This window comes from Paracoccus sp. J39, from assembly GCF_000518925.1.
In the GTDB taxonomy this organism is placed as follows: domain Bacteria; phylum Pseudomonadota; class Alphaproteobacteria; order Rhodobacterales; family Rhodobacteraceae; genus Paracoccus.
Genome location: NZ_JAEN01000005.1, coordinates 105,368 through 117,006 on the forward strand (window position 1 = coordinate 105,368; position 11,639 = coordinate 117,006).

11 protein-coding genes are annotated in these 11,639 nt (G+C 69.6%); 10 read left to right on the forward strand and 1 reads right to left on the reverse strand.

Annotated elements, in window-relative coordinates; all coding sequences use genetic code 11:
* Position 1: 1 nt before the first annotated feature.
* From L632_RS0106840 to recN, 10 genes are all read left to right on the forward strand, one after another.
* Positions 2-370, forward strand: coding sequence for a hypothetical protein (locus tag L632_RS0106840; protein ID WP_028712858.1), 369 nt, complete (start codon positions 2-4; stop codon positions 368-370).
* A 120-nt stretch (positions 371-490) separates the two neighbouring features.
* On the forward strand, positions 491-1,186 hold the full coding sequence (locus L632_RS0106845; protein WP_028716526.1) for a metal-binding protein ZinT: 696 nt from the start codon (positions 491-493) through the stop codon (positions 1,184-1,186).
* A 116-nt stretch (positions 1,187-1,302) separates the two neighbouring features.
* Positions 1,303-2,223, forward strand: a complete 921-nt coding sequence (gene murB, locus L632_RS0106850; protein WP_028712856.1) for a UDP-N-acetylmuramate dehydrogenase — start codon at positions 1,303-1,305, stop codon at positions 2,221-2,223.
* 130 nt (positions 2,224-2,353) lie between these two features.
* Positions 2,354-3,277: a D-alanine--D-alanine ligase gene (locus L632_RS0106855; protein WP_028712855.1), complete on the forward strand. Its 924-nt coding sequence runs from the start codon at positions 2,354-2,356 to the stop codon at positions 3,275-3,277.
* On the forward strand, positions 3,265-4,287 hold the full coding sequence (locus L632_RS0106860) for a cell division protein FtsQ/DivIB (protein WP_028712854.1): 1,023 nt from the start codon (positions 3,265-3,267) through the stop codon (positions 4,285-4,287). Before L632_RS0106855 ends, L632_RS0106860 begins: the two co-directional genes overlap by 13 nt.
* Before the next feature lie 21 nt (positions 4,288-4,308).
* Positions 4,309-5,643, forward strand: coding sequence for a cell division protein FtsA (ftsA, locus tag L632_RS0106865; RefSeq protein ID WP_028712853.1), 1,335 nt, complete (start codon positions 4,309-4,311; stop codon positions 5,641-5,643).
* Positions 5,644-5,859: 216 nt separating this feature from the next.
* On the forward strand, positions 5,860-7,500 hold the full coding sequence (gene ftsZ, locus L632_RS0106870) for a cell division protein FtsZ (RefSeq protein ID WP_028716527.1): 1,641 nt from the start codon (positions 5,860-5,862) through the stop codon (positions 7,498-7,500).
* Between the two features lie 234 nt (positions 7,501-7,734).
* Complete coding sequence (lpxC, locus tag L632_RS0106875) at positions 7,735-8,676, forward strand: UDP-3-O-acyl-N-acetylglucosamine deacetylase (protein WP_028716528.1); 942 nt, start codon at positions 7,735-7,737, stop codon at positions 8,674-8,676.
* A gap of 130 nt (positions 8,677-8,806) precedes the next feature.
* Positions 8,807-9,649, forward strand: a complete 843-nt coding sequence (locus tag L632_RS0106880) for an outer membrane protein assembly factor BamD (RefSeq protein WP_028712850.1) — start codon at positions 8,807-8,809, stop codon at positions 9,647-9,649.
* A 33-nt stretch (positions 9,650-9,682) separates the two neighbouring features.
* A complete protein-coding gene (recN, locus tag L632_RS0106885; protein ID WP_028716529.1) occupies positions 9,683-11,326 on the forward strand; it encodes a DNA repair protein RecN in 1,644 nt (547 codons plus the stop codon).
* Here the strand turns inward: recN and L632_RS0106890 are convergent.
* Entirely contained in the window at positions 11,323-11,637 is a 315-nt protein-coding gene (locus L632_RS0106890) for a hypothetical protein (protein ID WP_028712848.1), read from the reverse strand. The genes recN and L632_RS0106890 overlap by 4 nt on opposite strands.
* Positions 11,638-11,639 lie beyond the last annotated feature (2 nt).

Below are 11,639 nucleotides of genomic sequence, written 5' to 3' on the forward strand. Positions count from 1 at the left end.
CATGGAGATCGTCTGGCTGGTCATCGGCGTCACGCTGGCCGCGACGCTGTGGTTCGGTGCGGCGCGCATGGGTGCGCGCTCCTTCGGGGTGCTGGGGGCGGGGCTGGCGGTGCTGCTGGGTTCGGCCGGCCTGTGCTGGCTGATCGGCGAGGCCAAGACCGGTGGCTATCTTGCCGGCATCGTCGGCATGCTTCTGTGCCTGCTGATGCTGATCGCCGCCGGCGGCGTGCTGGCCGGGACGCTGCTGCGCTGGCTCTACGAACGGCTGAGCCCGCCCGCGCCGCCGCGCGCGGCCCTGCGCCCGGCCTGGGACCTGATGGGCCTTGGCGCCTTCGCCGCGCTAGCAGTGATCCTCAGCGCGGTCGAATGAAGCCGCCCGCCGCGTAAATGCTGCGCCTCCCTTGTCACGGCGGGGAAAGCCGTCTAGGCAATGAATGTGATGTAATCACATTTCATATATGTCTCCGACAACCGCTAGAGGTCTGACCAGATGCAAAGGGCAATCACCACGCAGATCGGCGCGCTGGCGCTGGGTTCGATGCTGTTTTTCGCGGCCGCGGCCGTCGCGCAGACCAGCGATGCCGGCCATGACCACAGCCACGGCCACGACCACGGCCACGACCATGCGCATGAGCACAAGGATGCCGCCCAGGAGGCGATCCATAACGGTTATTTCGAGGACGATCAGGTCCGGGACCGTCCGCTGTCGGACTGGCAGGGCGACTGGCAATCGGTCTATCCCTATCTGCGCGACGGGACGCTGGACCCGGTCATGGCGCATAAGGCCGAACATGGCGACAAGACGGCCGAGGAATATCGCGCCTATTACGAGGCCGGCTACAAGACCGATGTCGACCGCATCACCATCGAGGGCGACCGCGTCAGCTTCCGCAGCGGCGATGCCGTGGTCTCGGGGCAATATGCCGGCGACGGCCATGAGATCCTGACCTATGCCAAGGGCAATCGCGGCGTGCGCTATGTCTTCAGGAAGACCGCGGGCGACGAGGCGGCTCCGCAATTCATCCAGTTCAGCGACCACCGCATCGCGCCCGAAAAGGCCGACCATTATCACCTCTATTGGGGCGACGACAGTGCGGCGCTGCTGCAGGAGGTGACGAACTGGCCGACCTATTACCCCGCTTCGCTGGATGGCGCGCAGATCCTGGCCGAGATGATGGCGCATTGATCGCCGGCCAGGCCGCCGGCCCGTCGGGGGCCGCCGGCTTGCGGCATGCCGCGCAATGCCGGCGGCGCGGATGCGGGCGCATTGACGGCCCGGCCCGCGCTGATTAGGAGCGCGGCATGACCCAGACGCTTCCCAGCCCGCGCGGCGCCCTGACCCCGAACCGTGTCCTTGCCGATCTGACCTGGCTGCGGGTCGGCGGCCCGGCCGACTGGCTGTTCCAGCCCGCGGACGAGGGGGATCTGTCCGAGTTCCTGCGCGGCCTCGATCCGGCGTTGCCGGTGTTTCCGATGGGCGTCGGTTCGAACCTGATCGTGCGCGATGGCGGCATCCGCGGCGTGGTGATCCGGCTGGGACGCGGCTTCAACGCCATCTCCTGCGAGGGCGGCATCGTTACCGCCGGGGCCGCCGCGCTGGATGCCCATGTCGCGCGCCGCGCCGCCGAGGCGGGGCTGGACCTGACCTTCCTGCGCACCATTCCCGGCAGCATCGGCGGCGCGGTGCGGATGAATGCCGGCTGCTACGGCGCTTATGTCGCCGATCACCTGATCTCGGTCCGTGCCGTGGCCCGCGACGGCAGCCTGCACGAGATCGCGGCCGCCGACCTGCGCCTCGGCTATCGCCATTCCGAGATCCCCGAGGACTGGGTCGTGACCGAGGCCCGTTTCCGCGCCGAGCCGGGCGATCCCGCCGAACTGGCCGCGCGGATGGAGGAGCAGCTGGCGCGTCGCGACGCCAGCCAGCCGACCCGGGACCGTAGCGCCGGTTCGACCTTCCGCAACCCGGCTGGCTTTTCCTCGACCGGGCGGGCGGATGACAGCCACGAATTGAAGGCCTGGTCGCTGATCGATGCCGCCGGCCTGCGCGGCCACCGCCTGGGCGGGGCGCAGATGTCGGAAAAGCATCCGAATTTCCTGCTCAATGCCGGCGGCGCCACCGCCGCCGAGCTGGAGGCCCTGGGCGAACTGGTGCGGCAGAAGGTGCGCGAGACCAGCGGGCACGAGCTGCAATGGGAAGTGATCCGCGTAGGCCAGCCCTAGGAACCGGCCGTAACCCGCCGGCATTGCCGGAAATATCGCGTGGAACGCGAAAAGGGACTTTTGCGATTCCGCCCGACCCGCTATCCTGACCCGACAAATACCCGGATCAACCGGGGACAAGAGGCAGAAATTGGCGGGCAGGTCGAGCAGGACAGCCCCGAAAGTCGTGGTCCTGATGGGCGGACCCTCGGCCGAGCGCGAGGTGTCGCTTTCGTCGGGGCGTGAATGCGCGATTGCGCTGCGGCAGGCGGGCTATGAAGTCGTCGAATTGGACGCGGGCAGGGATCTGCCCGCGCGTCTGGCCGAGCATGCGCCGGATGTGGTCTTCAACGCCCTGCACGGCCGCTGGGGCGAGGACGGCTGCGTGCAGGGCCTGCTGGAATGGCTGGGCTGGCGCTATACCCATTCCGGCGTGCTGGCCTCGGCGCTGGCCATGGACAAGTCCCGGGCCAAGCAGGCGCTGCGCGAGGCCGGGCTGCCGGTGGTGGACAGCCTCATCGCCGATGCGGACGAGGTGCGCGCCGGCCATGTCATGGCGCCGCCCTATGTGGTCAAGCCGAATGACGAGGGCTCTTCGGTCGGGGTCTATATCGTGCACGAGGCCGCGAACGGCCCGCCGCAGCTTTCCCCGCAGATGCCGGCCCGGGTCATGGTCGAAACCTATGCGCCGGGCCGCGAGCTGACCGTGGCGGTGCTGGGCGACCGCGCGCTTGGCGTGACCGAGATCGTGACCGAGGGCTGGTATGACTACGACGCCAAATACAAGCCCGGCGGCTCGACCCATGTGATCCCGGCCGCGATCCCCGACGAGATCGCCGCCGCCTGCCGCGAGCAGGCGGTGCGGGCGCATCAGGCGCTGGGATGCCGGGGGCTGACCCGAACCGATTTCCGCTGGGACGAAAGCCGCGGGCTGGCCGGGCTGATCATCCTGGAGGTGAACACCCAGCCCGGCATGACCCCCACCTCGCTTGCCCCCGAACAGGCGGCGCATGCCGGCATGGATTTCCCCGCGCTCTGCCGCTGGATCGTCGAGGAGGCGCTATGCAGGGCCTGAACCCCTTCCACCGCGGACAGGGCGACGGCGGGCGCCCGGCCCCGACGCGCCCCGCGCCTGCGCGCCCGGCGCCGATGGCGGCGCGCGCGCCGCGCAGGGACCCGGCCCCCTCGCGGCTGGCCTATCGGCTGAACCGGATGATGCTGCGGCCCATCGTGCGCCGGCTGGTGCATGTCGGCCTGCCCGCCTTTCTGGCGGCGCTGGTGGCGGGGATCTGGCTGTCGGACGACACCCGCCGCGCCAATCTGACCGGCGGCATCGACGCCATCGTGGACCGCATCCAGCACCGCGACGAATTCATGGTCAAGATGATGACCATCGAGGGCGCCTCGCCGGCGGTGGACAAGGGGCTGCGCGCCATGCTGCCGGTCGAGCTGCCGGCATCGAGCTTCGACATCGACCTGGAAAAGCTGCGCGAGCGGGTGCTGAAGCTCGACGCGGTCGAGGCGGTGGAACTGCGCATCAAGCCGGGCGGCGTGCTGTCGGCCGTGGTGACCGAGCGGGTGCCGGTGGTGCTGTGGCGCCATGGACGCGGCATCGAGCTTCTGGACAAGACCGGGCACCGGGTCGCCTCGGTCACCTCGCGCGACGTGCGCACCGACCTGCCGATCATCGCCGGCGAGGGCGCCGACCGCGCCGCACGCGAGGCGCTGGCGCTGATCGATGCCTCCGGGCCCATCCTGCCACGCCTGCGCGGGCTGGAGCGCATGGGCGAACGGCGCTGGGACGTGGTTCTGGACCGCGGTCAGCGCATCCAGCTGCCCGAGGACAAGGCGCTTCAGGCGCTGGAGCGCGCCATCGCGCTGGACCGCGCCCTGCACATGCTGGACCGCGACATCTCGGTCGTCGACCTGCGGCAGGAGGCGCGTCCGGTGGTCCGGCTGGGGCTGGAGGCGCAGAACGCCATCCGCCGCGCCCGCGGCCAGCCCGAGCTTGGTCCGGACGGATTGCCGGTCAAGCCGGAGGCGACGGCGGGCAAGACCGGCAAAAGCACGAAGAAGAGCGGTTAACAGCTTGGGGAGTCAGCGGATATGAAGGATCTGTATCAGGGCCAGCGGGCGATGCGGAACATGCGCCGCCAAGCCATGCAGCGCGGGGTCATCGCGGTTCTCGACATCGGCACCTCGAAGATCGCCTGCCTGGTCCTGCAATTCGACGGCCCCAGCCAGTTCCGCGAGACGGACGGGGTCGGCCCCATGGCCGGCCAGTCGAATTTCCGCGTCATCGGCACCGCCACCACCCGCTCGCGCGGCATGCGCTACGGCGAGATCGAGACCATGGCCGAGACCGAGCGCGCCATCCGCACCGTGATCCAGTCGGCGCAGAAGGTCGCGGGCGTGCGCGTCGATCACGTCATCGCCTGCATCTCGGGCGCGCGCCCGGCAAGCTACGGCCTGGCGGGAGAGATCGTGCTGCCCGCCGGCAAGGTGGGCGAGGGCGACGTGGCCCGCGTGCTGGCCGCCTGCGACGTGCCCGATTTCGGCCGTGGCCGCGAGGTGCTGCACGCCCAGCCGGTGAACTTCGCCCTGGACGGTCGCTCGGGGCTGTCGGACCCGCGCGACCAGTCGGGCGGCCGGCTGGCCTGCGACATGCATGTGCTGACCATCGACGGCGACGCGGCCGGCAACCTGGTGCATTGCATCCGGCGCTGCGACATGGAACTGGCGGGGGTGGCCTCGGCCTCCTATGCCTCGGGCCTTGCCGCGCTGGTCGAGGACGAGCAGGAACTGGGCGCCGCCTGCATCGACCTGGGCGGCGGCACGACCGGGGTTTCGGTCTTCATCAAGAAGCACATGATCTTCGCCGATGCCGTCCGTGTCGGGGGCGAGCTGATCACCCAGGACATCGCCAAGGGGCTGCGGGTCAGCCATGCCGTGGCCGAACGGCTCAAGACCCTGCATGGCGGGCTGGAGGCCACCGGCCGCGACGACCGCGAGATGATCGAGCTGGGCGGCGAGACCGGCGACTGGGAAACGGACCGCCGCAGCGTCAGCCGCGCCGACCTGATCGGCATCATGCGCCCGCGGGTCGAGGAGATCCTGGAAAAGGTGGGCGAGATCCTGGATGCGGCGGGCTTCGACTGCATGCCCTCGCGCCAGATCGTGCTGACCGGCGGCGGCAGCCAGATCCCGGGGCTGGACGTGCTGGCCTCGCGCATGCTGGGGCAAAGCGTGCGCATCGGCCGGCCGCTGCGCATCCAGGGCCTGCCGCATAACGCCACCGCGCCGGGCTTTTCCTCGGCCATCGGGCTGGCCCTGCTGACGGCGCATCCGCAGGACGAATGGTGGGATTTCGACATGCCCGCCGAACATTACCCGGCGCGCAGCCTGCGCCGGGCCTATCGCTGGTTCCGCAACAACTGGTAGGCGAGCGGAACCCGGATGCGGTGGTGTGGACCGGTGTCCACACCACATGGTGGAGAATGGGCAAGATACCGCCGAGAATAACAGCTCTGACCGCCATATTTGGTGGGTCACCTGTGTTTTTCGGGTGACGCTGGGGGCGAATCTGGCTAGGCTGCCCGCATAGGGGATTCGACCGGACTGCGCACATGTCCGGCGCAAACATAAGGCAGGCGAGACATGGAACGGCAGATCCACCTGATGCTGAATGATGACCAGGAACTGAAGCCGCGCATTACCGTCTTCGGCGTCGGTGGTGCGGGTGGCAATGCGGTCAACAACATGATCGACAAGCAGCTGGAGGGCGTCGAATTCGTCGTGGCGAATACCGATGCCCAGGCGCTGCAGTCCTCGAAGGCCGAAAGCCGCATCCAGATCGGTCCCAAGGTGACCGAGGGGCTGGGCGCCGGCGCCAAGCCCTCGATCGGCGCCAAGGCTGCCGAGGAAACCATCGAGGATATCGTCGATCACCTGATGGGCGCGCATATGTGCTTCATCACCGCCGGCATGGGCGGCGGCACCGGCACCGGCGCCGCGCCGATCATCGCCCAGGCCGCGCGCGAGATGGGCATCCTGACCGTCGGCGTCGTGACCAAGCCCTTCCAGTTCGAGGGTACCAAGCGCATGCGCCAGGCCGAGGAGGGCGTCGAGGCCCTGCAGAAGGTCGTGGACACGCTGATCATCATCCCGAACCAGAACCTGTTCCGGCTGGCCAACGAAAAGACCACCTTCACCGAAGCCTTCGCCATGGCCGACGACGTGCTCTACCAGGGCGTCAAGGGCGTGACCGACCTGATGGTGCGCCCGGGCCTGATCAACCTCGACTTCGCCGACGTGCGCGCGGTGATGGACGAGATGGGCAAGGCGATGATGGGCACCGGCGAGGCCTCGGGCGAGAACCGCGCCGTGCAGGCGGCCGAGAAGGCCATCGCCAACCCGCTGCTGGACGAGATCAGCCTGAACGGCGCCAAGGGCGTGCTGATCAACATCACCGGCGGCTACGACCTGACCCTGTTCGAGATGGACGAGGCGGCCGAGAAGATCCGCGAGAAGGTCGATCCCGACGCCAACATCATCGTCGGCTCGACGCTGGACCCGTCGATGGAAGGCTCGATCCGCGTCTCGGTGGTGGCCACCGGCATCGACGCCTCGGCGGCCGAACTGCCCGTGCCGCGCCGTGGCATGAAAGAGCCGCTGACCCAGCACCCGCCCGTGGCGCAAAAGTCGGTCGAGGACGAGCTGCCGGTGCCGCCGCGCCGCACCGCGCCCCTGGCCGAGGCCGCGCCGCAACCGGCCGCCGCGCCGGTCGCGCGCTCGCAGCCAGCCGCCCCGGCGGCGCGCTACGACGAGGACGACATGCCTCGCCCGGCCTATCAGCCCGACCTGCGCCAGCCGTCCGCACCCGCCGCGCAAGGCGATGCGCTGAACGGCGATGCCGGCGGCTTCGTCGCCCCGACCCGCCGTCCGCAAGCCCCGGCCGGCACCCCCTCGGATGCGGTCATGCAGCGGCTGGCCGCCGCGGTGCAGAAGGCGCCCGAGCGTCAGGCCGCCGCCCAGAACCGCGCCGCCCAGCAGCAGCCCGCCGAGCAGGGCCGGGCCCAGGGTCGCATGGGCGGGCTCAGCCGCATGCTGGAGCGCATCTCGGGCCATGGCGAGCAGGCCGAGAAGCCGGCGCCCTCGACCATCGCCGAGCGCGTGAACGAGCGCGTCGCCGCCCGCAACCGCAGCGGCTTCGACGCCGGTTTCGACGATCTGGCCAGCCCCGACCGGGCCGGCGACAATGTCGAGATCCCGGCTTTCCTGCGCCGCCAGGCGAACTAAGCCGATCACATTATTTCAGCCCCGGAATCGGAAGGGACCGCCAAGGCGGTCCTTTTCCCTTTTCGGATCAGTCTCTTGCAGGCAGTCCTGCGGCTGCCGATGCTGCGTCGCAGCGATTGTTTCACCCCGTTACAAAACGTTAATTGAGCAATCGCTCCGGCATGCCTAACTGAGCTTCACGCCGTGGCCACGCCCGCGGCCAACGAAAGTTCACAGCAAGCGGCAGGCAAGACCATGCAGACCACCATCGCTCAGAAAGCCCAGTTCCGCGGCGTCGGGCTGCATTCGGGTGCGGCCGTGCGCCTGGCGATCCTGCCGGCGCCCGCCGATCACGGCATCGTCTTCGTGCGCACCGATCTGGGCCGCGCGCGTATTCCGGCGCATTGGGATCACGTCACCCCTTCGCAGCTCTGCACGCTGCTGGACAACGGCCGCGGCGCCACTGTCTCGACGGTCGAGCATGTGATGGCCGCGCTGGCCGGCACCGGCATCAACAATGCCGTGGTCGAGGTGAACGGGCCGGAAGTGCCGATCCTCGACGGTTCCTCGGCCCCCTTCGTCCAGGGTATCCTCGAGGCCGGCCTGCGCCAGCAGCCCGGTGCGCCCTTGCGCGCCATCCGCGTGCTGCGCGAGGTCGAGGTACAGCAGGGCGAGGCCTTCGCCCGCCTGTCGCCCGCCGACCACCTGGAGATCCATTTCGACATCGACTTCGCGGATGCGGCGATCGGCCACCAGGAAAAGCGCCTCGACATGGCCAATGGCAGTTTCGTGCACGAGCTGATGGACAGCCGCACCTTCTGCCGCCAGGCCGATGTGGTGCAGATGCAGCGGAACGGCCTGGCGCTTGGCGGCACCTATCTGAACGCCGTTGTCGTCGATGGCGACAAGGTGCTCTCGCCCGGCGGGTTGCGCCACCGCGACGAGGCGGTGCGCCACAAGATGCTGGACGCGGTGGGCGACCTGGCGCTGGCCGGTGCGCCGCTGCTGGCGCGCTATACCGGCCATCGCGCCGGGCATGCCATGACCAACAAGCTGTTGCGCGCGCTTTTCGCCCAGCCCGATGCCTGGGAATGGGTCACGCTGACCCCGGCGATGGAAAGCCGCCTGCCCGGCGCCGGGGTGCTGGCCTCGGCCGCGCGCCTTGCGCCCCGCGCCCGCCAGCTGGCCGTCGCCTGAAGGTGACGGGCATGCCGCCGCTTTTGCGGTTTTGGCATTTTGCGCAGCCCGATTTTCTGTGCTAGGACGACCGGGCCGCGCGGGCCTTTCCGCCCGTGCGGCGGCATGAATTTCTGACGGGCAGGGTGGAATGACAGGCATCAGATCGGGTTCCTTGGTCGCGGCTGTGCTGTCGTTGGGCCTTCTGGCGGGCTGTGGCGGCGGCTCGGGCAATCAGCCCGAATCATTCGAGAATTTCACCGCCGAGGAAATCTACAAGCGCGGCGAATACGAGCTTGAGAACACGCGCAAGCCGAAGGATGCGGTGAAGTATTTCACCGAGGTCGAGCGGCTCTATCCCTATTCCGAATGGGCCAAGCGCGCGCTGATCATGCAGGCCTATTCCCATCACCGCGCCCGCGACTACGAAGAGGCGCGCGGCGCGGCGCAGCGTTTCATCGACACCTATCCGGGCGATGAGGATGCGGCCTATGCGAAATACCTGCTGGCGCTTTCCTACTACGACCAGATCGACGAGATCGGCCGCGACCAGGGTCTGACCTTCCAGGCGCTGCAATCGCTGCGCGAGGTGATCGAGCAATATCCCGATACGGAATACGCCCGTTCGGCCATCCTGAAATTCGATCTGGCCTTCGACCATCTCGCCGCCAAGGAGATGGAGATCGGCCGCTACTATCTGAAGCGCGGCCATTACACTGCGGCGATCAACCGCTTCCGCGTCGTGGTCGAGGAGTTCCAGACCACCACCCACACGCCCGAGGCGCTGATGCGGCTGGTCGAGGCCTATCTGGCGCTTGGCCTGAACGATCAGGCGCAGACGGCGGGGGCGATCCTGGGCCACAATTTCCGCTCCTCGCCCTTCTATCAGGACGCCTATGCGCAGCTGCGCGGCCATGGGTTGCAGCCCGAGGCGCGCGGCGACAGTTGGCTGACCCGCGTCTATCGCCAGGTCATCCAGGGCAAATGGCTGTGAGGGTGCGCTGAAGCGCGCCCTACGGGTGGGGTGATGCTGCTTTCGCTTGAAATCCGAGACATGCTGCTGATCGACCGGCTGGAACTGGCGTTCCGGCCGGGCCTGAACGTGCTGACCGGCGAGACCGGGGCGGGCAAGTCGATCCTGCTCGATTGCCTGGGCTTCGTGCTGGGCTGGCGCGGCCGAGCCGACCTGGTGCGCCAGGGCGCGAGCCAGGGCGAGGTCACGGCAGTCTTCGACCTGCCGCCCGGCCATCCCGCCCGCAGCTTGCTGGACGAGGCGGGCTTCCCGGTCTCGGACGAGTTGATCATCCGCCGCGTGAATGCCGGCGACGGGCGCAAGACCGGCTGGATCAACGACCGGCGCGCCTCGGGCGAGGTGCTGCGGACGCTTTCCGAACTGCTGGTCGAGCTGCATGGCCAGCACGACGACCGGGGGCTGTTGAATCCGCGCGGCCACCGGCTGCTGCTCGACGCCTTTGCCGGCGTTGACCTGGGCTCGACCCGTGCCGCCTGGGCCGCCCGCCGCGAGGCGCGCGCGGCGCTGGAGCGGGCCGAGGCGGCGCTGGCGGCGGCGAAGGGCGAGGAGGAATTCCTGCGCCATGCCGTGGCCGAGCTCGACAAGCTTGCCCCGCAGCCGGGCGAGGAGGCAGAACTGGACACCCGCCGCCGCGCCATGCAGGGCGCCGAGCGCATCCGCGAGGACGTGGCGCGGGCCTTGCAGGCCCTGGGGTCGGAAGGGGCCGAGGGCGCCATGCTCGACGCCGTGCGCTGGCTCGACGGCGCCGCCGAGCGCGCCGAGGGCCGGCTGGAGGCCCCCGCCGCGGCCCTGCAGCGGGCGCTGATCGAGCTGGGCGAGGCGGTCTCGGGCGTCGAGGCGGCGCTGGAGGCGATGGATTTCGACCCGCGCGACCTGGAAGCCACCGAGGAGCGGCTCTTTGCCCTGCGCGCGCTGGCGCGCAAGCATGACGTGCTGGCCGATGACTTGGCGGGCCTCGCCGACGCGCTGCGGGCCCGGCTGTCCCGCATCGACGCGGGCGAGGGGGATCTGGCGCGCCTGCGCGAGGCCGTGGCGGCGGCCGACGCCGCCTATGACGCCGCCGCGGCTGCCCTGTCGCAACAGCGCGCCATGGCCGCCGAGCGGCTCGATGCCGCGATGGCGGCCGAGCTCGCGCCGCTGAAGATGGAGCGCGCGGTCTTCGAGACCCGGCTCTCCGGCGCCGAGCCCGGCCCCGAGGGCCGCGATGCCGTGGCCTTCACCGTCGCCACCAATCCGGGCGCGCCGGCCGGACCCCTGGACCGCATCGCCTCGGGCGGCGAGTTGTCGCGCTTCCTGCTGGCGCTCAAGGTCTGCCTGGCGCGCGGCAACGACGCGCTGGTGCTGATCTTCGACGAGATCGACCGCGGCGTCGGCGGCGCCACCGCCGATGCGGTGGGCCGGCGCCTGGCCCGGCTGGCCGAGGGGGCGCAGGTGCTGGTCGTCACGCACAGCCCGCAGGTGGCGGCGCTTGGCGGGCATCATTTCCGGGTGGCGAAATCGGTCGAGGGCGGCATGACCACCTCGAATGTCGCCGCCCTGACCGCCAGCCAGCGCATCGAGGAAATCGCCCGCATGCTCTCGGGCGAAGAGGTCACCCCGGCCGCGAAAGAGGCGGCGCGGGCCTTGCTGCAGGGTTAATCCATGATCCGGTCCACCTGCCGGATGATGGACAGCACCTGGGCGCTTTCCGGATCATAGCGGATCAGCTTGCCGTCGACGATGCCGTAGCGGCTGCCGGAAGGCGCCTCGCTCATGCCGTAAAGCCCGGGGCGCGTCACCTGATGCAGGCGCGCGCTGTCGAGGCGGTCGCCGACGCGCAGCATGCCCGGCGGCTCGGCGGCGACCTGGGCGGCCGGTGCCGCTGCCTGCCCGGCGTTCTGGGCAAGAGTAGCCGGAGCAAGGGCCAAAAGGCCGACGGCGATAAACAGGCTCTGGCGGTTGCGGAACATGG

Coding starts and splice junctions, on each gene's coding strand:
- L632_RS0106840 (WP_028712858.1), top strand. CDS start 2: ATGGAGATCGTCTGGCTGGTCATCGGCGTCACGCTGGCCGCGACGCTG.
- L632_RS0106845 (WP_028716526.1), top strand. CDS start 491: ATGCAAAGGGCAATCACCACGCAGATCGGCGCGCTGGCGCTGGGTTCG.
- murB (WP_028712856.1), top strand. CDS start 1,303: ATGACCCAGACGCTTCCCAGCCCGCGCGGCGCCCTGACCCCGAACCGT.
- L632_RS0106860 (WP_028712854.1), top strand. CDS start 3,265: ATGCAGGGCCTGAACCCCTTCCACCGCGGACAGGGCGACGGCGGGCGC.
- ftsA (WP_028712853.1), top strand. CDS start 4,309: ATGAAGGATCTGTATCAGGGCCAGCGGGCGATGCGGAACATGCGCCGC.
- ftsZ (WP_028716527.1), top strand. CDS start 5,860: ATGGAACGGCAGATCCACCTGATGCTGAATGATGACCAGGAACTGAAG.
- lpxC (WP_028716528.1), top strand. CDS start 7,735: ATGCAGACCACCATCGCTCAGAAAGCCCAGTTCCGCGGCGTCGGGCTG.
- L632_RS0106880 (WP_028712850.1), top strand. CDS start 8,807: ATGACAGGCATCAGATCGGGTTCCTTGGTCGCGGCTGTGCTGTCGTTG.
- recN (WP_028716529.1), top strand. CDS start 9,683: ATGCTGCTTTCGCTTGAAATCCGAGACATGCTGCTGATCGACCGGCTG.
- L632_RS0106890 (WP_028712848.1), bottom strand. CDS start 11,637: ATGTTCCGCAACCGCCAGAGCCTGTTTATCGCCGTCGGCCTTTTGGCC.